The 25304-nt window shown below is 65.3% G+C and carries 17 protein-coding genes; 8 read left to right on the forward strand and 9 right to left on the reverse strand.

The window, feature by feature from the left end:
* The first annotated feature begins 16 nt into the window (after positions 1-16).
* A complete protein-coding gene (locus DFR29_RS11035; protein WP_133818663.1) occupies positions 17-3010 on the forward strand; it encodes a CHAT domain-containing protein in 2994 nt (997 codons plus the stop codon).
* 533 nt (positions 3011-3543) lie between these two features.
* Here the strand turns inward: DFR29_RS11035 and parC are convergent.
* The 4 genes from parC to DFR29_RS11055 all read right to left on the reverse strand — a co-directional run bounded on the left by parC (position 3544) and on the right by DFR29_RS11055 (position 8266).
* Positions 3544-5784 (reverse strand): DNA topoisomerase IV subunit A, encoded by a 2241-nt coding sequence (gene parC, locus DFR29_RS11040; protein WP_133818664.1) that lies wholly within the window; start codon positions 5782-5784, stop codon positions 3544-3546.
* Between the two features lie 119 nt (positions 5785-5903).
* Positions 5904-6143, reverse strand: coding sequence for a hypothetical protein (locus tag DFR29_RS11045; protein WP_133818665.1), 240 nt, complete (start codon positions 6141-6143; stop codon positions 5904-5906).
* A 104-nt stretch (positions 6144-6247) separates the two neighbouring features.
* On the reverse strand, positions 6248-7453 hold the full coding sequence (locus DFR29_RS11050) for a multidrug effflux MFS transporter (protein ID WP_133818666.1): 1206 nt from the start codon (positions 7451-7453) through the stop codon (positions 6248-6250).
* A 99-nt stretch (positions 7454-7552) separates the two neighbouring features.
* Complete coding sequence (locus DFR29_RS11055) at positions 7553-8266, reverse strand: UPF0149 family protein (RefSeq protein ID WP_133818902.1); 714 nt, start codon at positions 8264-8266, stop codon at positions 7553-7555.
* A gap of 162 nt (positions 8267-8428) precedes the next feature.
* On the opposite strand from DFR29_RS11055, the gene crcB reads away from it, so the two are divergent.
* Positions 8429-8815: a fluoride efflux transporter CrcB gene (gene crcB, locus DFR29_RS11060; RefSeq protein WP_133818667.1), complete on the forward strand. Its 387-nt coding sequence runs from the start codon at positions 8429-8431 to the stop codon at positions 8813-8815.
* A gap of 112 nt (positions 8816-8927) precedes the next feature.
* Here crcB and DFR29_RS11065 read toward each other — a convergent pair whose 3' ends face one another.
* The gene (locus tag DFR29_RS11065; protein WP_425598830.1) at positions 8928-10733 is read right to left on the reverse strand and encodes a M2 family metallopeptidase; all 1806 of its coding nucleotides are present in this window, start codon (positions 10731-10733) and stop codon (positions 8928-8930) included.
* A 155-nt stretch (positions 10734-10888) separates the two neighbouring features.
* Here DFR29_RS11065 and DFR29_RS11070 point away from each other — a divergent pair, with 155 nt between their 5' ends.
* The 4 genes from DFR29_RS11070 (at position 10889) to DFR29_RS29120 (ending at position 13215) form a co-directional block, all read left to right on the forward strand.
* Positions 10889-11095, forward strand: coding sequence for a hypothetical protein (locus DFR29_RS11070; protein ID WP_133818669.1), 207 nt, complete (start codon positions 10889-10891; stop codon positions 11093-11095).
* A gap of 261 nt (positions 11096-11356) precedes the next feature.
* Entirely contained in the window at positions 11357-11941 is a 585-nt protein-coding gene (locus DFR29_RS11075; protein ID WP_133818670.1) for a rhomboid family intramembrane serine protease, read from the forward strand.
* A 348-nt stretch (positions 11942-12289) separates the two neighbouring features.
* Entirely contained in the window at positions 12290-12499 is a 210-nt protein-coding gene (locus tag DFR29_RS29115; RefSeq protein WP_166654025.1) for a hypothetical protein, read from the forward strand.
* Positions 12496-13215, forward strand: coding sequence for a PA domain-containing protein (locus DFR29_RS29120; RefSeq protein ID WP_166654026.1), 720 nt, complete (start codon positions 12496-12498; stop codon positions 13213-13215). The genes DFR29_RS29115 and DFR29_RS29120 overlap by 4 nt, the downstream gene beginning before the upstream one ends.
* A gap of 112 nt (positions 13216-13327) precedes the next feature.
* Here DFR29_RS29120 and DFR29_RS11085 read toward each other — a convergent pair whose 3' ends face one another.
* Together DFR29_RS11085 and DFR29_RS11090 are read right to left on the reverse strand one after the other, a co-directional pair.
* Positions 13328-13834, reverse strand: coding sequence for a response regulator (locus DFR29_RS11085; RefSeq protein WP_341829853.1), 507 nt, complete (start codon positions 13832-13834; stop codon positions 13328-13330).
* 244 nt (positions 13835-14078) lie between these two features.
* Positions 14079-16244 (reverse strand): M3 family metallopeptidase, encoded by a 2166-nt coding sequence (locus tag DFR29_RS11090; protein WP_133818672.1) that lies wholly within the window; start codon positions 16242-16244, stop codon positions 14079-14081.
* Positions 16245-16429: 185 nt separating this feature from the next.
* Between DFR29_RS11090 and DFR29_RS11095 the strand changes: the two genes are divergently transcribed.
* The gene (locus DFR29_RS11095) at positions 16430-18958 is read left to right on the forward strand and encodes a choice-of-anchor B family protein (protein WP_133818673.1); all 2529 of its coding nucleotides are present in this window, start codon (positions 16430-16432) and stop codon (positions 18956-18958) included.
* Positions 18959-19349: 391 nt separating this feature from the next.
* Here the strand turns inward: DFR29_RS11095 and DFR29_RS11100 are convergent, their stop codons facing one another.
* On the reverse strand, positions 19350-20429 hold the full coding sequence (locus DFR29_RS11100; RefSeq protein ID WP_133818674.1) for an acyltransferase family protein: 1080 nt from the start codon (positions 20427-20429) through the stop codon (positions 19350-19352).
* A 399-nt stretch (positions 20430-20828) separates the two neighbouring features.
* Between DFR29_RS11100 and DFR29_RS30310 the strand changes: the two genes are divergently transcribed.
* Entirely contained in the window at positions 20829-23306 is a 2478-nt protein-coding gene (locus tag DFR29_RS30310; RefSeq protein ID WP_166654027.1) for a PKD domain-containing protein, read from the forward strand.
* Between the two features lie 239 nt (positions 23307-23545).
* Here the strand turns inward: DFR29_RS30310 and DFR29_RS11110 are convergent, their stop codons facing one another.
* Entirely contained in the window at positions 23546-24958 is a 1413-nt protein-coding gene (locus DFR29_RS11110; protein WP_133818676.1) for a DEAD/DEAH box helicase, read from the reverse strand.
* Positions 24959-25304 lie beyond the last annotated feature (346 nt).

Raw genomic sequence — 25304 nt, forward strand, 5'->3', positions numbered from 1 at the left:
CCGCCAGGATCAGCGCATGCCTCGCCGCCCGTTTCGCCCGGTTCTGCTGTTGCTGTTGCTGTGCCTCGCGCCGCTGGCGCGGGCCGATACTGTCGCCGAGCTGGATAGCCTGATTCCGGGCGAGGCCTACCTGCAGGCCAAGCAACTCGGCATGGCAGCGCTGCTGCAGCCGCGCGAGCACGACGCGCTGGTCGAGTTCATGTTCAACCTCATGCTGGAAAGCCCGGCCGATTTCAGCGAAGCCGAGTGGACTCCCTGGCGCGACGAACTGGCCGCCCGCCGCAGTGCGCAGAGCCCGCGCGCGAAATCCCTGGCCACGCTGACGATATGGCAGGCGCAGCGCGACTGGCGCGGCGGCCAGCGCGAGCAGGCCGGCGAGGGCGTGACGCAGGCCCTGGACCTGCTGCACAACGGCGAAGGCCGCATCGCGCCGGCCGAGGCGGCGTTCGTGCTGGCCATGGCCGCGCAGATGCGCGGCGCCAACGGCGATTACGCCGAAGCGGCGAAACTGGCCGAAGAAGGTGTCGAGCTGCTGCGCCAGCCGCGCAGCATGCTGGAACGTGCGCGGCGCCTGCGCGCGATGTTCTTCCTCACGGTCTTCTCCGACCGTCTCGGCCACTACGACGTCGCCATGAGCACGGCGCGGCAGGGCATCAAGGAAGCCGAGGCATTCAGTTCGTCCAACAACAACGGCTATCGCCGGCGGCTGGTCGGTGCCTTGTGCGAAAGCCTGATTTCCCGCGGCGAATTTGCCCAGGTGCGCGATTTGATGCGACCGGAACTGCAGCGCCTGCGCAGCCAGCCCGATGTTTCCAAGCGCGACTTGGCCATGACACTGGGACACCTGGCCGAAGCCGAGCGCAATCTCGGCGATCGCGAGCTGGCCTTGAGCCTGTACCGCGAATCCGCCGCCGCCGCGGCACAGGAACCGGGCCTGGTCGCTTCCGGCAGCTATGCAGCCATCCTGGGCAACCTGGGCACCCTGGCCTACGAACTGCAGCAGTACGAGGAAGCCGACAGGGCCTTGACGCAGAACCTGGCGCTGCAGGAAGAACAGTTCGGCAAGGACAGCCAGCGCGTCGTCGAACCGCTGATCGTCGCGGGCGAAATCGCCTACGAACGCAATCTGCTGGACGAGGCCGAGGCGCGCTACCGCCGCGCGCTGGCCATTATTGCGCAGCGCCTGCAGCCCGAGCATATCGATGGCGCCCCGGCCCTGCGTGGCCTGGCCAAAGTGCTGCTGCGCCGCGGCGATGCCGCCGCGGCCGCAGCCATGCTTACCGGCGCGCTGGCGCAATTCGAGTCCGGTGCGGGTACCGAGCATCCGCAGTTGCTGCGCTGGCGCTGCGAACTGGCCGATGCGCTGGCGCAAAGCGGCGATCATGCGGGCGCCTTGCGCAATGCCTTGCTGGTAGAGCAGCGCCGCAGCCAGCTGGTCGCCGCGGTGACGCCGGTACTCGGTGAGACCCAGGCGCTGGATTTCAAACGCGGCCTGGGCCGTTGCAGCGAACGCCTGCTGGCCGAGGCCGCGGTCGGCGATGCCGATCAGGTGACCGCGGCCTGGAACGAGATTGCCGCCGCGCGTGGCCTGGCCACGCGCCTGGCCAGCCTGCGCCTTGCGCAGGCGCGGCAGAATTCCAAGGGCGAAGAAAAGCAGCGCTGGGAACGCTGGTCGAAAGCGGCCGGCGCCTATGCCGATGCCTTGCGCGGCAATTCCGATGCGCCGACCCTGGCGGGACTGCGGCGCGAACTCGATGCTGCCATCGAAGCCCTGGGCGCCGGCGCGCCGGTGATGCCGCTGCAACGCGCTGCGATGCCTGCATTGCTGGCCAAGCTGCCGGCGCAGGCCAGCCTGGTCGCCTTTGCCAGCGGTGCCGGAGCCGACAAGCCGCACCTCTACGCCTTCGTCGCCGAAACCGGCGCTGTGCCACAGCTGCGTGACCTGGGAGAAGTCGCCGCACTGGATGCACTGACCGAGCGCTGGTACCGCCTGATGCGCGAACCCGGTCATGACAGCGAATTGCGCGAAGCTGGCCTGGCCGTGCGCAAGCGCCTCTACGACGCACTGGCACTGAAAAACCCGAACGGCCGTGTGTTGGTAGTCGCCGATGCCGGCGTGCACCGGCTGAATTTCGCCGCGCTACCCGATGGCGAAGGCTATCTGATCGAACGCGGCCTGCGCACCCACCTGCTGGAAACCGAGCATGACCTCGGTGCCGCTGCCGCGGCTGCCGGCGAGGGGCGCCTGCTGTTGCTGGGCGTGCCGGAGCTGGCGCGCAGCGATGCGAGCGAACTGGGCCGCCTGCGCGGCAGCTGTCCCGAACTAGGCAGTGCGTTCGAGGCGCTGCCTGGCGCCGAACGTGAAATCGACGCCCTGGCTGAGGTATCGCGTGCGGCCGGCGTCAGCGAAGTCACTGCGCTCAAGGGCAAGGCGGCCACCGCCAGCGCCCTGCGCAAGGCGGGGCCACAATCGCGCATTATCCATTTTGCAACGCACGCCTTCGAGATCGGCGCCAGCTGTGCGCAACAGGCTGGTGCAACCCGCCGCGGCATAGGCCTGCGCCGCGACGACGGCGGCAATGCACCCAGTGCCCGCGAAGCGCTGGCGCGCGAGGCCGGACTGGTACTCAGCGGCGAGCGGGGCAGCAACGGCCTGTTGCTGGGCGCCGATGTCAGCACGCTGGCGCTGGACGGTGTCGGCTGGGTCGTACTGTCGGCCTGCGATACGGGTCTGGGCGCGCGCCTGGACGACGAAGGCGTATTCGGCCTGCGCCGCGCATTTCGCCTGGCGGGCGCGCGTACCGTTGTCATGAGCCTGTGGCCGGTCGACGATGCGGCGACTTCGGCCTGGATGGAGGCGTTGTATCGGGCGCGGCTGCAGCAGGGCAGCGATACGGTGGACGCCGTGGCGGCGGCGGACCTGGCCGTGCTGACGGCGAGGCGCGCGCGCGGGGAGTCGGTGCATCCGTTTTATTGGGCGGGATTTGTGGCTTCGGGGGATTGGCGCTGACGCGCTTTTTTGTTTCTTTTCGTGTTGCTTTTCTGCGGGACTTTTTGCGAAAGACAAAACCAGGTATCGCGTGGCGGGGCGTTCCTGGTTTCGATTTGCGAAATCAAGAGCGTGTCGCGCGCCTGCGGAGGCTCGTGGCTTCGCTTCCGGCGGGGGCAAAGCAAGAGCGTATCGCGCGCCTGCGGACCCTCCGGGCTTTTCCCTACGTGCCTCGCCGCGGCATATGGGGCCCCGGTAAGGCGCGCTTCCTGCGCGCAGAAGCAAGTGCCAAAGCCAATGCACAATCACGAGCAAAGGCAACGGCGGTGGCGTTATGTTGCGGGGCGTTGTTTGCGCTTTAGCCCCTCTCCCCCGACTGCGTCGGGGGAGAAGATGGGAGAGGGGGCAGGCGTTGAGGCGTACTGGGAAAAAACTGCCTTCGCCGCAGACCGCGGCAATACCGACGCCTATCAATTCGAGCCGGTAGCCAACTTGGTTTTCTACATTTCCAGCAAAAAGAAACCAACTACGCATTTCTTCCCAAGCCCAATCCACTAACCACTCGTCTCGATCCGCTCCACCCGCTGCAGCCCGCGCGGCAGCAGTCCGCCGCGGCCGGCGCGATTGCCGCCGTATTCGACCAGGTCGGCCCAGCGCAAGGTGAGTTTGCGTGCGCCGGCATACAAGGTGACTTCGCCTTTGCCTTCGGTCACGACGGTGATGCCGACTACGCGTTCGCCGTCGCCGAGCTTGGCTTTGGGTATCTCGATCAATTTGTTGCCTTTGCCGCCATTTTCCAGTTCGGGCAGCTCGGCCACCGAGAACATGAGCAGATGCCCGGCACTGGTCACGACGACGATGCGGTCGCGCGCAGCGTCGGCGATATAGGCCGGCGCAAGCACGTGGGCGTTGTCGTCGATGTTGAGAATCTGCTTGCCGGCCTTCTTGTTGCCGATCAGGTTGGCGAAGCGCGTGACGAAGCCGTAGCCGAAGTCGGAAGCCAGCACCAGGCGCGTGTCGGCGTCGGCCATGGCCACGGTCTCGAAGCGGGCGCCGGCAGGCGGGGCGAAGCGGCCGGTCAGCGGCTCGCCGTTGCCGCGGGCGGAGGGCAGGCTGTGAGCGGCGGCGGAATAGCTGCGGCCGGTGGAGTCCACAAAGGCTACTTGCTGCGTCGTTCGCCCGCGCGCGTAGGCCTGCAAGGCATCGCCTTCGCGGTAGTTCATGCCGGCTGGGTCGACTTCGTGGCCCTTGGCGGCGCGGATCCAGCCTTTCTGCGACAGCACGACGGTGGTGGGTTCGCTTGCCACCAGGGCGGCTTCGTCCAGGGCCTGGGCGACCTGGCGCTCGACGATGGGCGAACGGCGCTCGTCGCCGTATTTCTTCGCGTCTTCCTTCAGTTCGTCCTTGATCAGCGTCTTCAGGCGCTGCTTGGAATTGAGGATGACATTGATGCGCGCGCGCTCTTCTTCGAGCTGGTCGCGCTCGGCGTTGATCTTCATCTCTTCCAGGCGCGCGAGCTGGCGCAGCCGGGTTTCGAGGATGTAGTCGGTCTGTTCTTCGCTGAGCTTGAAGCGCGCCATCAGCACCGGCTTGGGTTCATCCTCGGTGCGCACGATGCGGATGACTTCGTCCAGGTTCAGATAGGCGATGCGCAGGCCTTCCAGCAGGTGCAGGCGGCGTTCGACCTTGGCCAGGCGGTAGTTGAGGCGGCGCGTCACCGTGTCGGTGCGGAAGCGCAGCCATTCGTTGAGTACCTGCTTGAGGTTCTTCACCTGCGGCCTGCCGTCCAGGCCGATGATGTTGAGATTGACGCGGTAGCTCTTTTCCAGGTCGGTCGTGGCAAACAGGTGCTGCATCATCTCGTCGGCGTCGACGCGATTGGAGCGCGGGATCAGCACCAGGCGGCACGGGTTCTCGTGATCGGATTCGTCGCGAAGGTCTTCCAGCATGGGCAGTTTCTTCGCCCGCATCTGCGCCGCGATCTGCTCCAGGATCTTCGACGGCGATACCTGGTAGGGCAGGGCGGTGATGACGACGTTGCCGTCTTCTTTCAGATACACGGCGCGTGCGCGTACGCTGCCGATGCCGGTTTCGTACATGGCCTGCAGGTCGGCCTTGGCGGTGATGATTTCCGCGCGGGTCGGGTAGTCGGGGCCCAGTACGTGCTCGCACAGGTCGCGCACGGTGGCATCGGGATCGTCGAGCAGGCGGATGCAGGCGCTGGCGATTTCGCGCAGGTTGTGCGGCGGAATGTCGGTGGCCATGCCGACGGCGATGCCCATGGAGCCGTTCAGCAGCACGTGCGGCACACGCGCCGGCAGCCAGGACGGTTCTTCCAGGGTGCCGTCGAAATTCGGCGTGAAATCCACCGTGCCCTGGCCGATTTCGCTGAGCAGCAGCGAGGCCATCGGCGTGAGTTTGGATTCGGTATAGCGCATGGCCGCGAACGACTTGGGATCGTCGGGCGAACCGAAGTTGCCCTGGCCTTCGATCAGCGGATAGCGGTAGGAGAACGGCTGGGCCATCAGCACCAGCGCTTCGTAGCAGGCGGAATCGCCGTGCGGATGGAATTTGCCGATGACGTCGCCGATGGTGCGGGCCGACTTCTTCGGCTTGGACGCGGCGTCCAGGCCCAGCTCGCTCATGGCGAAGACGATGCGGCGCTGTACCGGCTTCAGCCCGTCGCCGACGAAGGGCAGGGCGCGGTCCAGTACCACGTACATGGAGTAATCCAGATAGGCGCGCTCGGCGTATTGCTTGAGCGGAATCTGTTCGAAATTGGCTTGCAGGCTCATCGGTCGACCGGTCAGGCGCGCCGGCCGCTGCAGCCGGCGCAAAGACCGCTATTGTGCCGCAACCAATGCCGTGCTGCCTGCCCGGGCGCCGCAGCGGGCACCGGCGGGCCGATGAAGCGTCAGGCGGCCGGCGGCGCCGTGCCGAGGATCTGTTTGAGCATGGTCAGCACTTCGTCCTTGCCACCCATGACGGTGAGCTGGGTTTCGCGCGGAATGTCGGTGCCGATGTTCACGTTATAGCCCTGGCCCAGGTCGTTGCCGTCTTCGTCGATGCGCGGATAGGTTTCGACTTTGCCGATGTACATGATGCGGTTGGCATCGACGAAGCGGCCGTCGGGAAGTTTGATCCATCGCTGCATGGGCTTGGTCTCTGGGTGAATGGGCCGAAACATAGCATGCGGCCTGCGCCGCGGCTGCGACCCGGCGCGACGCTTGCGCCGCGGCCGGCAGATCGTGGCAACACTCAGGTCACTGCCGCCTGCGGCCGCGTCTGCACGCGATAGACGCGCCAGGCAACGAAGCCGATCAGGGTCAGCGTCGCCGCGCCCAGGGCCAGGTACAAGGCCGAGCCGGACAGCACGACCGCGACCAGCCCGGCCAGCACGGCATTGAATACCAGGCTGACGAAAGCCTGCAGCGAAGATGCGCCGCCACGGTGCAGCGGAAAACGGTCGAGCAGCAGCAGGGTCAGGCTGGGAAACGACAGGGAAATGCCGATCGCGTGCAGGCCTATGGGCAGCACCGACCAGGGCAGCTGCGGCTGCGGCAGCCAGAGCGCCGTGCCGATATTCACGGCTGAGGCCGCCAGCATGATCAGGTAGCCGGTGCCGACAGTGCGCGGCACGCTGAGGTGTCCGGCCAGGCGGCTGGACAGCAGTGCGCCGAGGAACATGCCGCTGACCGCTGGCACGAACAGCCAGCCGAATTGCTGCGGACCCAGCTTGAGCAGGTCGACCACGAAGGCGGGCGCCGAGGAGATGTAGAGGAACAGGGCGCTGAAATTCATCGTGCCGGCGATGGCCAGCGGCCAGAACTGGCGGTCCAGCAGCATTTCCACATAGCCGCCGATCAGGGCGCGCGGACGCAGGGCGATGCGCTTTTCCGGCGGATGCGATTCGGGCAGGCGCCAGATCGAGGCGACCAGCAGCAGGCCGCCCCAGAGGGCGAGAAACCAGAAGATCCAGCGCCAGTGGCCCATCAGCAGCACCCAGCCGCCGATCATCGGCGCCAGTGCCGGCGCGACGGTGAACAGCATGGAGACGTTCGACATCAGCCGCTGCACCTGCGGCCCATCGTAAAGGTCGCGCATGATGGCGCGGGCGACGATCCAGCCCGCGCCGGCGCACATGCCCTGCAGCGCGCGGAATGCCCACAGGCTTTCTATCGACCAGGTCAGGGCACAGCCGATCGAGGCGAGGGTGAACAAGGCCACGCCGCCGATCACCACTGGGCGCCGCCCCAGCGCGTCGGACAGCGGTCCGTGCAGCAGCGACATGACGGCCAGCGCGATGAGGTAGATCGACAGCGTCTGCTGCAGCTGGAATTCGTCGGCCTTGAATTCCGCGGCGATGGCGGGGAACGCCGGGAACATGGTGTCGATCGCGAACGGCCCGAACATCGCCAGGCCGGCCAGCAGCAGGGTCAGCCCGCGCTTGGGTGCTACGTTCATTTGTTGCTTTTTCCCATCGGTGCGGGTGGGCGCAACTGCACAGTGGGCAGGGCGCGGCTGCGCCTTGTCCCACTGTGCACTTTTACCGTCGTGGCGGCGTTACTGCCCTTTGCCGCAGCATTGCTTGTATTTCTTGCCGCTGCCGCAGCGGCAGTCGTCGTTGCGGCCCTGCTTGGGCTCGGTGCGGCGCACGGTGCTGGGCGTCAGGCGTTGTTCCAGCCAGAAGTCGTGGGCGTCGAGGGCAAAGCCGACCAGGTCGTCGATCAGCGCGTCGCGCTGTTCCTGGCTGGCGACTTCGCCGCCGGTTTCCTCGTCGTCGGGACCACGGGCGAGCAGGTCCAGGGCTTCCAGGTCGCCACTCCAGTCCTCGTCGGACAGCAGCTCGTCCCAGGCTTCCTCGCGCAGGCCGATGCCGCGCAGATAGCCCAGCGCCCATTCCTGGGCAAACGCGGCGACTTCGCCGTCTTCCAGCTCGACTTCGCCGATCCACGGCTCGAATTCGGCGCCGCCCTGGGCCAGCACGCCGGCGATGGTGTTGTAGTGGCGCATGACGAGGCCAAGCATGCGTTCGGCTTCGGCCTGGTCTTCGAACACTTCCACCGGCGCTTCGCCGGGATCTTCGCCGGTCCAGATCGGCGGCAGCCATTCCGACGGCATGATCAGTTCGGGGCCGGACAGCACGGCGGTGAGATAGCCGTCGAGCATTTCGAAACTCATGCCGTCGCGTTCGAGCACGCGTTCGTCGAGGAAACGCGCCAGCGTCTGGATGTCTTCTTCGCTAAGCGGCTGCTGGTGGTCAGGATTCGGCGACATGGATAGATTCCGTCAGGAGGGCGGGAGCGCGGCAGGGGCGACATGATGCACCATGCGCGTGCCTGGCGGGTGCGGCAATCGAGGCCTGCAGCCTACGACGATCGTCCGCGCGCGGCCAGCGCATAAACTGCACTGCTTGCCCAGTTGCCGAGGAAAGGTTTGATGCCGTGGATTTCCTTCATCGCTGTCGGTGTCGGCGCCGCAGTCGGGGCGTGGCTGCGCTGGGGTCTGAGCCTGTGGCTGAATCCGCTGTTTGTGCAACTGCCGTTGGGCACGCTCGCGGTCAACCTCGGCGGCGGCCTGCTGATGGGTGTGCTGATGGGTGTGTTCGACGCGCATGCAGGGCTGTCGCCGCAATGGCGGCTGTTCGTCGGCACAGGCTTTCTCGGCGGCCTGACTACTTTTTCTACATTTTCCGGCGAGGCAGGTTTTCTGCTCGAACGCGGCGAGTACGGCTGGGCCGGTGCGCTGGTTGCCGCGCACGTGATCGGCTCGGTCGGTGCGACCTTGTTCGGCCTGTGGCTGGTGCGGCTGCTGTTGCGCGCCTGAGGCGTCGGCGTCGCGCCGACTCGCGGTTCGCAGCGCCGGGTGCTGCGGCAAACACCATCCCCGTCGCGGCCGGGTGGCCCATGCCGGGGATGGTGTTGCCCGGCTGCCGCGTTTATTCCCAGCCGCAGCTCTTGCCCTTGTTCTGCTGCTTCAGCCAGGCATGCAGCGGCGCGAAGTAGTCGAGGATGGCCGAGGCGTCCATTTCGCCCTTGCCGGTGAGTTCCTTCAGGGTTTCCTGCCAGGGCTGGCTGGAGCCCTTCTGCAGCATGGCCCAGTACTTGGCGCCGGCAGTCTTGTTGCCGTAGATCGAGCACTCGTGCAGCGGGCCTTTGACGCCGCCGGCCTTGCACAGCTCGCGCTGGAACTGGAACTGCAGGATGTGGGCAAGGAAATAGCGCATGTACGGCGTATTGCCCGGTACGTGGTATTTCGCGCCCGGATCGAAATCTTCCTCGCTGCGCGTGACGCTTGGGGCAACGCCCTGGTATTTCTTTTTCAGCGCCCACCAGGCCGCGTTGTAGTTTTCCGGCTTGATCGAGCCGTCGAACACGCCCCAGCGCCATTCATCGATCAGCTTGCCGAACGGCAGGAAGGCGATCTTCTCCAGCGCGAGTTTCATCTGCGCATTGAGCATGGCTTCCTTGCTCGGCCGGGTGGCGCCGGCCAGCCCGATCTGGGCCAGGTAGCCCGGCGTAAGGCTGAGCTGGATGGTGTCGCCGATGGCTTCGTGGAAACCGTCGTGTGCCCCGGTCTGGAACAGCGGCGGCAGCGTGTTATAGGCCAGGTAGTAATAGATGTGGCCGAGTTCGTGATAGATGGTGCGGAAGTCTTCCTCGTTGGCGTTGATGCACATCTTGATGCGCACGTCGCCGTCGAGATTGAGATCCCAGGCACTGGCATGGCAGACCACGTCGCGATCGGCCGGCCGGGTCAGCTGCGATTTTTCGTAGAACGATTTCGGCAGCGGCGGAAAGCCGACCGAGCTGTAGAAATCCTCGGCACGCTGCACCATGGCGACCGGCGTGTATTGTTTTTCCTTCAGCGCCGCGTCGACGTCGAGATTGGACACGCCGGGATAGGGCTGCAGCAGCGGATACAGCGCGGCCCAGTCCTGCGACCACATGTTGCCGGTGATATGCGCCGGAATGGTGCCGTCCTTGGCCAGCTTGCCCGGATACTGCTGCTCAAGCTTGTGCTGCGCATAGCACTGCAGATCCTTGTACAGCGGCTGCACCTGGCTCCACAGGCGGTCGGTTTCCTTGCGGAAATCCGCCGAGGACATGTCGTAGCCGGCGCGCCACATGTCGCCGGCATTGGCATAGCCCATCTCGCGCGAACCTTCGTTGACCAGTTCGGCGAAGCGCACATAGTCCTTGCGCATGCCGCGGGCCGTGCGGTGCCAGGCAGTCCAGGCTTCCAGGTCGGCATCCCAGTCGCGATTCTCCGCCAGCACCTTGCTCAGCTGGTCGAGGTTGCGGCAGGTCTCGGGCTTGGCTTCGTCGCTGCAGGACTTGCCCGAGCCATAGGCGGCGTTCAGGCGCGAGGCGATCTGGGTCAGTTCAGCCAGCTTGGCCGGATCTTTCGGTGCCGGCATCGCCGTCTGCAGCTTGAGCAGGTCGATGCCGCGGCGGGTCAGCGGCGACAGGCCGGCTAGGCCGTCGAACTGCCTGGATTTGTCCACATTGACAGAAAGCCGGCCCAGCGCGCGTTCGTTGGCCTTGGCCACCAGGGTTTCGGTATCGCCGTTGATATAGGTTTCGGCCACCCATTGTGCGGCGGTGATCTCGACGTAGTTGTCGCGCAGTTCCTGGTTGACGGCGGCGACGAAGCTGTCCGCATCGGCGGTCGTGGCGGCGGGTGCCGCTGCCGTTACGCCAAAAGCCACGGCCAGGGCAAGTGCACAACGAACTGGATTCACGCGATTCTCCCCGAAGAGTACGGCCCACGGCGGCCGTCCAAGTGGCGGGACACTAGTCCGCGCCTGCACCGAAAGCAACCGCAGCCGCTTGAATTTCCTGGCAGCCGGCAACATCTGCGAAACTCGTGCATGACTTTCGTGAGGACAAGCTATCCATGAGCGCAGGCCAGGGTTCCGCCGGCAATGTCATTGCCGCCTTGTGCAGCTTTTTCATCCCCGGCCTGGGCCAGCTGGTACAGGGCCGCGTGCTGATGGCCGCGGTGCAGTTCGTGCTTGCCGCCTTGCTGTGGCTGATCCTGCTGGGCTGGGTGATCCATCTGTGGTCGATCATCGACGCGGCGCTGTTCAAGCCAGGCCGGTGAAACACCGAAGAGCGTAGGTTGGGATAAGCCGCAGGTGCGCCCCGACATCGAGGTGTACCCACCGACGAAAAGCCTGTGCCGAAGGAATCTCGCCGCGTTCCGGAGGAAAACTTCTTCAGCACGGGGATCTTCGATGGTGAACCACCTCGATGTCGGGGTGCGCCTGCGGCTTACCCCGACCTACGTGCGGATTCACGTCGCGAATTTTGCAGCACGGGTTCGCGGCGCAGGTTGCAGAGACCTTTTACGGAGTTCCTGTTCATGCTGGTTACCCTGATCATCATCGGCGTCACTGTCGCCGTGTCCATCATTGCCTGGGGCAATCCGCGCCTGCAGCAGCAGCTGATCCTCTGGCCGCCGGCGGTGAAGCGCAAGAAGGAATACTGGCGCCTGCTGTCGTATGGACTGATCCATGCCGACGGCATGCATCTATTCTTCAACATGTTCACTATGTTCTTTTTCGGCCGGAACATGGAGATCGTGCTAGGCCGCCTGATCGGGCCGCTGGGCCTGCCGCTGCTCTACCTGGGTGGGCTGGTGGTGTCGATACTGCCCAGCTACCTCAAGCACCAGAACGACCCGAACTATCGCAGTCTGGGCGCTTCCGGCGCCGTCTCGGCGGTGCTGTTCGCGTTCATCCTGGTAGCACCGGGTTCCACGCTCGCGTTCTTCTTCATCCCCATGCCGGCGATCGTGTTCGGCGTGATCTATCTCGCCTATACCTGGTACATGGATCGCCAGTCCCAGGACAACATCAACCACAGCGCGCACTTGTGGGGCGCCGGTTTCGGCGTGCTGTTCATGGCTCTGCTGGAGCCGCGCCTGATTGGCGAATTCCTGCGCTGACCCGCGGCTACCCTGGTGCAGGGCGGGCACGCCGGCCGACCATCTGCTGGCGTTCTTTGTCGCCCCATGCAACGGTGCTATGAGCCATCGTCGCCGACGAAAATACGGCACAGCGCTCAGGCGCAATGCCGTGGCAGTTGCCGACCGAAGGGGCGGCTGCTGTCTGCCTCAGGGCGGCAGGTGTCTGCAAGCCTGCTCCGGCTCGAGTCGATGGGGCCGCTTTAGCATCGATAACGGTCCCATCGCGGGCAACTCCGCGCTGGAGACACATAACCAAGTCCAAGTCCCATTTTGCGGCCGCCCCTGGCGGCCTGTTCCTTTGCGCCTGCGGCAGCCTTGCCGCTGGCAATGGTGGAGAAAAACCCGCTGCGGCGAACCAATCCCGCGACGGGCGCGTACCTGACCTCGTCGCCGCCGATCTGGGCGACCTACCCGTACGACACCGAGACCGGCAAATACTGGAGCGCGATGACGAATGCCGAACGCGTCGCGTCGGCGATTACCGATCCCGACCTGATCTGGTCTGGTCTGGTCTGGTCTGGACCAGCAAGCGGGTGAACAAGCAGTCAAAGAAGTTCCTCGGTCCGCCGGCCAAGGTCACGGTGAATACGCCGGCCGGCATTGCCGGCGTCTACGACGCCCAGACCGCCGAATTCGGCGCCAGCGTGGCAGCCAACCCGGTCACTGCCGACGTGGTACTGGTCAATGACGGCAGCGGCACCGCCACGGACGGCTGCGAAACGCCCTTCGTCAACGCTGCGGCCATCGCCGGCAAGATGGCCCTGATCGATCGCGGTACTTGTGATTTTACGATAAAAGTAAAGAATGCGCAGGACGGAGGGGCCGTCGGCGTGATCATCGCCAACAATGCTGCGGGCCTGCCCGGCATGAGCGGTGTCGATCCGACCATCACGATCCCTTCGCTGGGCACCACCCAGGCGGCAGGCACGGCGATGAAAGCCAATCTGCCGGCACCCGGTGTGAATGCGAAGCTGGGCGTGCAGACCGGCGCCGGTCTGGCCGGCACGCAGCAGGGCTGCGTGCGCATGTTCGCACCGAATCCGGTGCGGACCGGTTCATCGGTATCGCATTTCCATTCCGAGGACTTCCCCAACCTGCTGATGGGGCCGTCCTTGAACCGCAGCATCTTCAACAAGGTCGACCTGACCCTGCCGCTGTTCCAGGACATCGACTGGCGCACCAATCCGGAAGACACCCTGTTCATCGACGATTTCGAACCCAACCCCTGCGCGGCTTCCGCGTCGGTGCCGTAGGCGCGGCGACCGCCGTTTGTTTGTCGAAGAGGGCTGCTGGAAGCGCGAGTCTGGCAGCTGTATCGGGGCGGGCAGGCCCGCTGGTCGAACCGTCAGGGCGGTACGCAGCAGCTTAGGCTTCGCGCCGGCCGCCGCCTTGCGAGGTGCGGTAGGGCACCTTCTCCGCATTCAGCAGGCGCTCGATGCGCATGAACACTTCGGCGCGGGAGAACGGCTTTTTCATGAAGTCGTCGGCGCCGATGCGCTGGGCGTAGAACTGCTCGGTCGCCTGTTCGTTGCCGCTGATCATGATGATGGGAATGTCCTTGGTGCGCGGGTCGCGGCGCAGCTGGCGCAGCGCGGCAAAACCGTTCATGCCCGGCAGGACAATATCGAGAAAGATCAGGTCGGGCGCCTCGGCCTGGGCCATGCGTATGCCTTCTTCCGCATCGCCGGCTTCCAGCGTGGCATAGCCGTTCTGTTGCAGCAGTTTGCGCAGCAGCGCGACGATGGTCGGCGAGTCGTCGACGATCAGTACGCGGGTGCCTTCGCGCGCATTCATGCGCGGCTTGTCGCGGCGCTCTGCAGTGGCGGTCTTGCCGCCGCCAAAAATCCGTTGGAAAAAAGCGAAAAACCCCACGTTGCTTCCCCTGCCCCCGTCCCCTGGATGCGCAGTGTCGGGGTATAACCCGGTCGGGTCAAACCTGGCAATAGGTCAACAGCCGCCAGGCCCGGCCTTCGCCACCGTACTGCCGCTGGTCGGCACGGGCGTGGCCGTAGCAGCACAGGCACAAAAAAACCCGCGGCCAAAAGGGCCGCGGGCTGAAGTGGGCAATACGTTTACTGTCCGGCCTGTTGTGCCGGATCGGTTGTTTCAGGCGGTTTTACTTTGCGTCCAGGCCGCGGCGTTCCAGCAGCGGCTTGACGTCCGGATCGCGGCCGCGGAAATCCTTGAACAGCTGCATCGCATCTTCGCTGCCGCCGCGGGAAAGCAGGGTCTTGCGGAAATGATCGCCGTTCTCGCGCTTGAGGCCGCCGTTTTCCTTGAACCATTCCACGCTGTCTGCATCCAGCACTTCGCTCCAGATGTAGGCGTAGTAGCCGGCAGCGTAGCCACCCATGATGTGGGAGAAATACGCACTGCGGTAACGCGGCGGTACCGGCGCGAAATCGACGCCAGCCTTCTTCAGCGCAGCGGCTTCGAAGCCGAGTACGCCGTCGGCGCCGGGCGCATCGGCAGCCTTGATCTGGTGCCAGGACTGGTCGAGCAGGGCCGCACCCAGGTACTCGGTGGTGGTAAAGCCCTGGTTGAACTTCTGTGCCGCCAGCACCTTGTCTACCAGTGCCTGCGGAATCGGTTCGCCGGTTTTGTAGTGCTTGGCGTAGTTCTTCATGATTTCCGGCCAGGTCATCCACATTTCATTGACCTGGGACGGATATTCGACGAAGTCGCGCGGCACGCTGGTGCCGGAGAAACGCGGGTATTTCACGTTCGAGAACATGCCGTGCAAGGCATGGCCGAATTCGTGGAATGCCGTATTCACCTCGTCGAAGCTCAGCAGGGTCGGCTCGCCCTTGGGCGGCTTGGGAATGTTGAGGTGGTTGGCCACCACCGGATGCGTGCCGAACAGGCCGCTCTGCGACACGTATTCGTTCATCCAGGCGCCGCCGCGCTTGTTGTCGCGCGCATACCAGTCGACCAGGAAGATCGCCAGCGGCTTGCCGTCGGCATCGGTCACGTCGAACACGCGCACGTCCGGGTTGTAGACCGGCAGGTCGGTGCGTTCCTTGAAGCTCAGGCCGTACAGCTTGTTGGCGGCGAAGAACACGCCGTTCTTCAGCACATTGTCGAACTCGAAATACGGACGCAGCTGGCTTTCGTCAAAACTATACTTTTCCGAACGTACTTTTTCGGCGTAGTAGGACCAGTCCCAGGCGGCGAGCTGGAAGCCGCCCTTTTCCTTGTCGATCATCGCCTGCAGGTCGGCCGCTTCCTTCTTCGCATTGGTCACGGCAGCCGGGGCAAGCTGGGCGAGGCGGTCGTTGACGGCCTTCACGGTCTTGGCGGTTTCGTCTTCCAGCGTATACGCGGCGTGGTTCTCGTAGCCCAGCAGCGCAGCGCGCTCGGCGCGGATCTTCGCCACCTTGGCCACGATGGCGCGATTGTCGAATTCGCCGCCATGGCTGGCGCGATTGACCGAGGCCTTCTGCAGGCGTTCGCGCAGGGCGCGGTTCTGCAATTGCGCCAGCGCCGGCTGGCCCGAGGTGTTCTGCAGCGCGATGACGTACTTGCCGTCGAGCTTGCGCTGCTTGGCGGCTTCGGCTGCCGCGGCGATGCCGGCTTCCGACATGCCCTTGAGTTCTTCCTTGCTGTCGACGATCACTGCATTCGCGTTGTTTTCCTTCAACATGTTCTGGCTGAACGAGGTTTGCAGCGTGGCCAGCTCGGAATTCATCGCCTTGAGCTTGCCCTTGTCGGCCTCGTTGAGCTTGGCGCCGGCGCGGACGAAGTCGGTGTAGTAGCGCTCGACCAGGCGCTTGCTTTCCGCGTCCAGGCCCAGGCCGTCGCGCTTGTCGTACAGCGCCTGCACGCGGGCGAACAGCTTGGGATTCAGTGCAATGGCATCCTGGTGGGCCGACAGCTTCGGCGCCATTTCGCTCTGGATCTTCTCGATCGTGTCGTTGGTATTGGCGCCGCTGAGGTTGAAGAACACCGTGGTGGCGCGGTTGAGCAACTGACCGGCCTTTTCCATCGCAACGATGGTGTTGTCGAAGGTCGGTGCGTCCTTGGCGTTGGCGATCGCGTCGATCTCGGCGCGGTGCTCCAGCATGCCGGCTTCCATGGCCGGCACGAAGTGCTCGTTCTTGATCTTGTCGAAGGCCGGATACTGGAACGGCAGGGTGCTGGGCTTGGCGAAAGGATTGTTGGCCATGTCGGGTTTGCTCGCGGCGGCGGCGGTTGCCGCGGCGGGAGCCGCCTTGTCGGCGGCGTACAGCGGAGCCGCGATGCCCAGCGCGAGGGCCAGGGCGACGGCAAGACGGTTCTTCATGGAAACGCACTCCGGACAGGTAAACGGGCGCCGATCCTAAACGGAATTGGCTGGGCCTGCCCCTGACGGAAGTCCCGTACGCGTTGCCATGCACGCGGGTTGGAACAATATGCCGCGGCCGATGCATGTTTCGGCGAGGTCTTTCCGCCTAGAATCAGATAATTACGGTTGGGGAGAACCGCTTCATGAAGACCATTGCGACCTCGCGCCTGTGCGCGTTGCTTGTGCATTTGTGCGGCGCAGGCCTGGCGATGTCCGCCGTGGCGGCCTGGACCGAGCCCGGCGCGCTGAATCCGCGCGACCAGGCCCTGCTGGATGCGCGGCCGGCGCGGCCGCAGCCGCTGGCGCCTCTGCACAATACGCCCTGCGTCAACGGCATGGCGGCAACCTATCCCTGTTCCAATGTGGACCTGCTTTCGTTCACGCCGGTGGCAACATTCGCCGCCACCAGCACCAACAGCCTGTGGGGCTGGACCGATCCGACCACGCAGATCGAATACGCCCTGATCGGCGCGAACAACGGCCTGGCCATGTTCGAACTGGCCGATGCCACCCATCCCAAATACCTGGGCAAGCTGCCGACCAAGACCGGTAGCTCGGCCTGGCGCGACGTGCGCGTCTATGCCGACCATGCCTACGTGGTCAGCGACAACAACGGCAGCCACGGCCTGCAGGTGTTCGACCTGACCCGGCTGCGCGGCGTGACCACGCCGCAGACCTTCACCGAAGACGCCTACCGGGGCGACTTCGGCCGCGGCCATACCATCGGCATCAACGAGACCACCGGCTTCGCCTACGTCGCCGGCAGCGACACCTGTCCCGCGCCGACCGCGGTCGGCGGGCTGCGCATCTACGACATCCATACGCCGGACAACCCCACTTTCGTGAGCTGCGTGGCCACCGGCGGCTATACCCACGAAAGCCAGTGCTTCAACTACCACGGTCCGGACACCCAGCACCAGGGCAAGGAAATCTGCCTGAATGCGAACGGACCTACCGACCGCCTCGCCATCGTCGACGTGACCAGCAAGGCGGCACCGGTGACCCTGTCTTCGCTGACCTGGACCGGTGCGGGCTATCCGCACCAGGCCTGGTTCACCGAAGACCAGCGCTACGCCCTGCTCAACGACGAACTCGACGAAAGCCAGTTCGGCCACAACGCCCGCACCCTGGTATTCGACCTGTCCGATCTCGATGCGCCGGTGCTGGTCGGCTACCACCAGCACGCACTCAGCGTGATCGACCACAACCTCTACGTGCATGGCCAGTACGTGTACGAGTCCAACTACGAGGCCGGCCTGCGCATCCTGCGCCTGGACAACCTGTCCCAGGCGCAGATGACCGAAGTGGCCTATTTCGACGTCTACCCGGCCAGCAACAACGCCGAGTTCAATGGCAATTGGAACAATTACCGTTTTCCTGGCAGCGGCAATGTAATCCTCACCGGCATCGACGAAGGCTTTTTCGTGGTGCAGCCGCAGCTGTGCACGCCGGTGGCGACGCCGGGCGGCTTCACCGCCACGCCGAGCGGCAACCAGCAGATCAGCCTGGGCTGGACCGGCTCGGGCAGCAGCGGCAACGTCTGGGACGTGGAGCGCGCCCAAGGCGGTTGCGCTGGTGCCTTCGCGCGCATCGGCCAGAACCTGACCACGCCGACCTTTACCGACAACACCGCCTCGGGCCTGGTCACCTACGGCTATCGCGTGGTGGAAAAGAATGCCAGCGGGCAGTGCGTATCGACCGCATCGAGCTGCGTCGAAGCCCAGACCACCGGCGCCTGCAACGCACCGCCGCTGTTCAATGGCCTGACCGGCATCACCAACGCCGGCACGGCCAGCTGCCAGTTGAACCTGGCCTGGAATGCGGCAGCACCGGCCTGTGGCGGCCCGGCCAGCTATTCGGTGTATCGCGGCGACAGTGCTGGCTTCACGCCGGCCGCAGGCAATCGCATCGCCACCGGCGTCAGTGGCGCGAGCTATGCCGACAGCGGCGTCGCCGGCGGCGTCAACCGCTACTACGTCGTGCGCTCCACCGACGGCGCCAACGGCGTGGAGGACGGCAATGCGATCGAACTGTCCGGTTACGCCACCGGACCGCTGACCGACGGCACCTTCGCTTCCGGTGCCGAACCGGGCGAGCCGCCGTTCGATACCTCCAGCGCGGCACCCGTGACCGAGTCCGGCAACAGCGTGCAGCACGCCGGCTGGCATACCTCGACCACACGCATCCGCAACGGCACGCAGAGCTTCTGGTCGACCTCGGCCAACAACCTGTGCGTATCACTGGTCAGCCAGAACCTCGTCCTGACGGCCGGACAAAGCCAGCAGCTGTCGTTCTGGAGTCTGTGGGACATCGAACAAGGCTACGACGGCGGCGTTGTGGAAATCTCCACCGACAACGGCACCAGCTGGACCCGCTTGACCCCGACCGGTGGCTATCCCTCGACCATCAGCAACGGCGGCAACCTCTGCGGCATTGCCCAGGGTTCCGGCGCATTCACCGGCACCAATCACTTGACCACGTGGACCCAGTCGCAGATCAGCCTGGCGGCATATGCGGGCCAGACCGTGCAATTACGCTGGCTGTACCGCACGGACGGCGGCCAGGCGGGGCAGGGCTGGTATGTCGACGACATCAGCCTGACGCACGCACAGGTGCCGGGCATGTGCACGGGCGGGAGCGATCCGATTTTCGCGAACGGGTTTCAGCCGTAGCGGAGATTTTGCGGGCTGAGGCTTCGTTTGGGCGAAGCCTCAGTCTTGGCGGGGCTTTGCTTTGATCGGACTTTGGCTTTGCACGGCGTTTGCTTTGTGCAGAGATTCCGGCTCGCGCAGAGCTTTTGTTTTGATCGGAGCCTTCGTCCCGGGCTGGCGCAAGCGATTCGCTTTGCCCCTCGCCCGTATTGACCGAATGGCCTGCACTCTGCGTTCTTATTTTTTTCGGCAATTACCCGACAGGCGCCACGTTCGCCATGACCCCCTTACGGCTGGTTTTGCCCACGGCGCCGGGAAAAGGAATGTCCGTGTGGCTCGGCGACAGTTTGTTTCGATACAACGGCCGATTTGAAACGCAGTCGGAAAATTCACCCACTCGCCATCGCACCGTTCAGACCTTCCAGTACCAGCGTCGCCGATCCAGGCCAATCGCCACCGTCCACCAAATGGCGACAATTGCGCAAGCCCACGCGGCAGAAGCGGCTTCGGGACCGAAGAGCGGTGTGATCCAGCGCGCAAACGCCTGCTCGTACAACCAGCTGTCGGCGCCGAAGGCAGCAAGCAGACACACCATCAGCCACGAGCCCGCATAGGCCAGTATGGCGTTCAGTCCCAAGGCCCGGCCCGGCAGCCACAGGCCGTGACGATCGACGAACTGGTGGGCCAGGGCAAGCACCAGCAAGGCCACGCCGCCGGTCCACAGCACATAGCTCGGTGTCCACAATGCCTTGTTGAACGGCAGTGCGAAATTCCAAAGGCCGCCGAGCACCGCCAGCAGGGCGCCACAGCCGATCAGCGCGCGCAGGTTGCCGCGGCGTAGCCAACTGCCCGCGCGCAAACCCAGGACGGTGGTCGCCAGCGCGCCCAGCGTGCTCAGTACGCCTTCCGGATCGAAGGCGCGGCCGCTGGCGGCATCGAATGCGTACGCATAGCGGCCGAGCACTGCGGTGTCGATGCGCAGGTTGAGGCTGTCGGCCTGGGCGACGCCGCCGATGGCGAGCAGGCAGGCATAGCCCAGCACAAGTGCAGCGAACACTGTCCATTGCGCACGCTCGCGCAGGTAAATCGCGACGGGGCCGGCCACGGCCAGGCACAGGCCGATGCGCTGCAATACGCCGGGCAGGCGTAGGCTGCGCTCGGGGATCAGCAGGGCGGCAGCGACATGCAGCAGGAGGCCGACGGCGACGATGCGCAGTGCGCGCAGCAGCACGGCGCGTGCCAGGCGGCGCGGCTCGGCGCCGCGTTCGAGCTGCGGCTCAAGCGCCAGGCTCAGCGAAGCGCCGGCGATGAACAGGAATAAGGGAAAAATATAGTCTGCCGCAAGGCAGCCGTGCCAGCTCGCGTGTTCAAGCCAGGGCCAGACATGGTTCCAGTCGCCAGCATTGTTGACCAGCAGCATAGCCGCGACGGTAAGGCCGCGCAGGATGTCGACCGAAGCCAGGCGCAGGGGAGCAGCAGCGGTCGTAGCCATGGCGGTGCCAGTCGGGAAAGTGCCGAGGTTCGCACAGGAAGTGCTGGCCCTGAAACAAGACGGGTGCATCGCGGCTGCATAGCGCGCTTGTGCAGCCGGCGCCGTGCGGGCTGGGCGGCTGGGCAGCAGGCCGGTCGCATCCGGCAGCAGGGCGCACGGCGGGCCAATGCCTGGCGTGCGCGGTTCGCCGGGCCGTTTCGGCGCAGGCTTTGAGACGGCCGCGCGGGATGCTGTCCGCCAGCTGCCATCCACGCGGCTGATCTCGCGCCGCCAGCGCGCTCCGTTTTGCAATTTTTCCGACAGTCTTGATCGGTACGCTGCCTTTCCACCCCTTTTTCCCACAACCCTCGCGAGATGATCACCACCATGCTCTGTTCACTCCGATACACACGACCGTTAATGTTTCAGTTGTTCTCGGCGATGCTTCTGCTGCTGTCCGTCGCGCCGGCCGCGGACGCCGTGGAACCTACCGGCGCCATGTCGCTGGTCCGCGCCGACCACGCGGCTGCCAGGCTGCCCGATGGCCGCGTGCTTGTCGCAGGCGGCTACTCCAGCGGCGGCCTCAGTACCACCAGCGTCGAAATCTACGATCCGGCCAGCGGCTCTTTCGCGCTGGCTTCGCCGCTCATCGTGGCGCGCAGCCAGGCCGGCGTGGCCACGCTGGCCGACGGACGCATCCTCGTCGTTGGCGGTGTGCGGCAGACCGCTTCCGGTGGCGAATTCCTGCGCAGCGCCGAAATCTACGATCCGTCCAGCGCGAGCTGGAGCATGACGGCAGGTTCGCTGACCGGTAATACCTCGACGACCTATCCCACTACCGTCACCTTGCTCGATGGCAAGGTGCTCGTCATCGACAGCACCAATTCCCAGGTATTCGATCCGGCCAGCGGCCAGTTCAGCCAGGCCATCAGCCTGAGCACTTCACGGCTGCGTGCCAGTGCGGCGCGGCTGGTGGACGGTCGCGTGCTGCTGGCAGGTGGCCAGGACAATTCGAATGCCTATCTGACGAGCGCCGAGATCTGGAATCCCGCAACGGGTACCTGGAGTGCCACGGGCTCGATGGCGACGGCGCGCACGTCGGCTACGGCAACGCGTCTGGCCGATGGCCGCATCCTCATTGCCGGTGGACACAACAGTGCGGGCAAGCAGGGCAGTGCCGAACTGTTCGATCCCGCGACGCAGACCTTTTCCACCACCGGCGCCATGGCGACGCCGCGTTCGGGCCAGCTCGCCGTGGCACTGGCCGATGGCGGTGTGCTGGTCAGCGGCGGCTATACCAACTCCTCCGTGACGACCAGCCTGGAGCGCTATAACACCGCCGCGGGAACCTGGTCGGATGCGGGTGCATTGGCCGCCGCGCGTTCGCGCATGTTCACGGCCACCTTGCTGAATACGGGCAATGTGCTGTTCACCGGTGGCTCCGGCCCGGTCGCGACGGCCGAGATCTACGCCGCCGGCGGTGGCAATGTGCCGCCGATCGCCAACTTCTCGCAGACCACGGCAAACCTGACCGTGACGTTCGCCGATGCGTCCAGCGATGCCGACGGCACGATTGCCTCGCGCCTGTGGAACTTCGGCGACGGCACGACATCGACGGCGACCAGCCCGGTAAAAACGTATACGGCCAGCGGCACCTACAGCGTCAGCTTGAGCGTGACGGACAACAGCGGTGCGACCAACACAGTCACCAAGTCGATCGGCGTCGGCACGCCGGCAAACATCGCGCCGACCGCGAACTTCAGCTTCATGACGAACGGGCTTGTGGCCACCTTCACGGATAGCTCCAGCGACAGCGACGGCAGCATCGTTGCGCGGGCCTGGAGTTTCGGCGACGGCACCACGTCGAGCGCGACGAATCCCGGCAAGACCTACAGTGCCGCCGGCACGTATACCGTGTCGCTGACCGTGACGGACAACGCCGGCGCGACGCATACGAAGACGGCGCCGGTGACGCTCGTCTCCAGCGGCTGCGGCGGCACGGTGCTGTGCAACGGCGTTGCCGCGACCGGCCTGGCCGCTGCCGCGGGCGGTACGACGGCGACCTATAGCCTGGTCGTTCCTGCGGGCGCGACGAACCTCAGCTTCGTCACCGCCGGCGGCACTGGCGATGCGGATCTCTACGTCAAGTTCGGCTCCGCACCGACGACGTCGAGCTACGACTGCCGTCCCTACATCGGCGGCAACGCAGAAACCTGCAGCATCGCGAATGTGCAGGCCGGCACGTACTACGTCGTGTTGCGCGCGTACTCGGCGTTCTCCGGCGTCTCGCTGACGGGCAGCTTCACGACGGGCGGAGCGAATATCGTCCCTGTCGCGAACTTCTCGTTCGTGGCCAGTGGGCTGACCGCGACGTTCACCGATACCTCCACCGATGCCGACGGCACTGTCGTTGCGCGGGCGTGGAACTTCGGCGACGGCACCACGTCGAGCGCGATCAACCCGAGCAAGACCTACAGCGTGGCCGGCACGTATAGCGTCTCGCTGACGGTTACCGACAACGCCGGAGCGACGCAGACGAAGACCCTGCCGGTGGCGGTCTATGCGGGCGGCTGCGGCGGCACGATGCTGTGCAACGGCGTCGCGGTGAGCGGACTGGGAACCGGCTCGGGCCTGACGACGGCAACGTATACGCTCGCCGTTCCCGCGGGCGCGACGAATCTCAGCTTCGTCACTTCCGGCGGAACGGGTGATGCCGATCTCTACGTCAAGTTCGGCTCCGCACCGACGGCGTCGAGCTACGACTGCCGCCCCTATATCGGCGGCAACGCGGAAACCTGCACAATTGCCAATGTTCAGGCCGGCACCTACTACGTCGTGCTGCGGGCGTTCTCGACGTTCTCCGGCGTTTCGCTGCAGGCCAGCTATACCAGCCCGTAAGGTTCGCCGATAGCGTCGCGGTTCCCGATGGGTGCATGAGCGGGAGCGGCGCGGCGGTAACGGAACCGGAAAGCTGTGGCGGTAAACCTGTCAGGCTTGGCCGTGTTCGTGAAGGGCCCGGCGAAAGCACCCAGGGCAGGCCGCCGGTGCAGGGCATCGGCGGCTTTTCCACACGCATAAAAAACGCGCACCGGCGAACCGGTGCGCGTTGTATTGACAGCTATGCCTGTGGCTGCGGTTTAGCGCGGCGAACGCGGACCACGCGCACTGCCGCCACCGCCATTGGCGCCACCAGCACTGCGACCGCCGCCACCGGCACCGCCGGCACTGCGGCCGCCGCCAGCGCGACGACCCTGGCCGGTGCCGGCGCCTGCGCCGGCACCACCACCGCGACGCTGGTCCTTGCCGGCGTGGTGCTTGCCACCGACGTTGGGCTGGGCGGCATGCGGACGGCGTGCGCCACGGCCAGGCTTTGCGGCGCGCTGGGCATCGGCACCGGTGCGCAGCGGAATTTTCGGTTCGAAGCCCGGCAGCACGGCAATTTCAATATCGCGTTTGAGCAGGCGCTGAATTTCGTTGAGCAGGGCCTGCTCGTCACGGCTTACCAGGGACAGGGCCAGGCCGTCGTGGCCGGCGCGGCCGGTACGGCCGATGCGATGCACGTAGTCGGCAGCCACCATGGGCAGGTCGTAGTTGATCACGACCGGCAGCTGGTCGATGTCCAGGCCGCGGGCGGCAATGTCGGTGGCGACCAGCACGGTGATGCGGCCGTCCTTGAAATCTTTCAGTGCGCGCTGGCGCGCGTTCTGGCTCTTGTTGCCGTGGATGGCGTCAGCCTTGAAGCCGGCCTGGACCAGCTGGCGGGCGAGACGGTCCGAGCCGTGCTTGGTGCGGCCGAACACCAGGGTCTGGCGGCGGCTGTCCTGCGCCAGCAGTTCGACCAGCACGTCCTTCTTGCGGTCGTTGTCGACGGCGTAGACGCGGTGTTCGACGCCGGTGGCGACGCTGTTCTGCTGTGCGATCTGGATCTGCGCCGGATCGTTGAGCATTTCCGTGGCGAGCTTGCGGATGTCTTCGGCATAGGTGGCCGAGAACATCAGGTTCTGGCGCTGGCGCGGCAACTGGCCGAGGATTTTCTTGATCGCCGGCAGGAAGCCCATGTCGAGCATGCGGTCGGCTTCGTCCAGTACCAGGATTTCCACGTCGCGCAGGTTCAGCGTGCGCTGGTCGAGATGGTCGATCAGGCGGCCCGGCGTGGCCACGACGATGTCCATGCCGCGGCGCAGCGACTGCACCTGGCCGCCCATGCCGACGCCACCGAAGATGGTGCAAGAGGCAAAGCGGATGTTCTTGCCGTAGGCGCGGATGCTTTCGTGCACCTGTACGGCCAGTTCACGCGTCGGGGTGAGTACCAGGGCGCGGATCTTGCGCGGCTGGTCGGTGCGCAGCGCACCCTTGGGGTAAAGCCGTTCCAGCAGCGGCAGCGCGAACGCGGCGGTCTTGCCGGTGCCGGTCTGTGCGCCGGCGAGCAGATCGCGGCCGGCGAGGACCAGCGGAATCGCTTCGGACTGGATCGGCGTGGGGTTGGTGTAGCCTTGTTCGTTGAGCGCGCACAGCAGGGCAGGCGACAGCCCGAGGTTGTCGAAAGACATGGAAAGCTCCTAGTTGAACCCAGAGCGTTCCCGACAGCCATCCAGGGCCATACATCCGCGCTTAGGTAAATATTGTCAGCGGCGGGCAAGAGTGCCCAGGCCGTGTCGTCGTGGAAAACCGGTGGAGGGAGAAAACTGAAGACGTGCCGAGCGGAATTACTGCTCGTCTCGTCACGTCAGGATCCGGAAGGGAAGCCGGAGTGTTCGCACGAAAACTCGTCGACTATACGCGAACACCGCGCGGAAAGCGAATGGCGTCACTGTTCCAGCCGGTTATTACATGGCAAAGCCGCGCCGCAGGCTTCTGCTAGGCTATGCGCCCTTCGCGCGCAATGGCCGCGCCTGC

Source organism: Tahibacter aquaticus, from assembly GCF_004363655.1.
Taxonomy (GTDB): domain Bacteria; phylum Pseudomonadota; class Gammaproteobacteria; order Xanthomonadales; family Rhodanobacteraceae; genus Tahibacter; species Tahibacter aquaticus.

Excerpts from the sequence above, each read along its gene's own strand:
- DFR29_RS11035 (WP_133818663.1), top strand. The coding sequence starts at position 17 with ATGCCTCGCCGCCCGTTTCGCCCGGTTCTGCTGTTGCTGTTGCTGTGC.
- parC (WP_133818664.1), bottom strand. The coding sequence starts at position 5,784 with ATGAGCCTGCAAGCCAATTTCGAACAGATTCCGCTCAAGCAATACGCC.
- DFR29_RS11045 (WP_133818665.1), bottom strand. The coding sequence starts at position 6,143 with ATGCAGCGATGGATCAAACTTCCCGACGGCCGCTTCGTCGATGCCAAC.
- DFR29_RS11050 (WP_133818666.1), bottom strand. The coding sequence starts at position 7,453 with ATGAACGTAGCACCCAAGCGCGGGCTGACCCTGCTGCTGGCCGGCCTG.
- DFR29_RS11055 (WP_133818902.1), bottom strand. The coding sequence starts at position 8,266 with ATGTCGCCGAATCCTGACCACCAGCAGCCGCTTAGCGAAGAAGACATC.
- crcB (WP_133818667.1), top strand. The coding sequence starts at position 8,429 with ATGCCGTGGATTTCCTTCATCGCTGTCGGTGTCGGCGCCGCAGTCGGG.
- DFR29_RS11070 (WP_133818669.1), top strand. The coding sequence starts at position 10,889 with ATGAGCGCAGGCCAGGGTTCCGCCGGCAATGTCATTGCCGCCTTGTGC.
- DFR29_RS11075 (WP_133818670.1), top strand. The coding sequence starts at position 11,357 with ATGCTGGTTACCCTGATCATCATCGGCGTCACTGTCGCCGTGTCCATC.
- DFR29_RS29115 (WP_166654025.1), top strand. The coding sequence starts at position 12,290 with ATGGTGGAGAAAAACCCGCTGCGGCGAACCAATCCCGCGACGGGCGCG.
- DFR29_RS11090 (WP_133818672.1), bottom strand. The coding sequence starts at position 16,244 with ATGAAGAACCGTCTTGCCGTCGCCCTGGCCCTCGCGCTGGGCATCGCG.
- DFR29_RS11095 (WP_133818673.1), top strand. The coding sequence starts at position 16,430 with ATGAAGACCATTGCGACCTCGCGCCTGTGCGCGTTGCTTGTGCATTTG.
- DFR29_RS11100 (WP_133818674.1), bottom strand. The coding sequence starts at position 20,429 with ATGGCTACGACCGCTGCTGCTCCCCTGCGCCTGGCTTCGGTCGACATC.
- DFR29_RS30310 (WP_166654027.1), top strand. The coding sequence starts at position 20,829 with ATGTTTCAGTTGTTCTCGGCGATGCTTCTGCTGCTGTCCGTCGCGCCG.
- DFR29_RS11110 (WP_133818676.1), bottom strand. The coding sequence starts at position 24,958 with ATGTCTTTCGACAACCTCGGGCTGTCGCCTGCCCTGCTGTGCGCGCTC.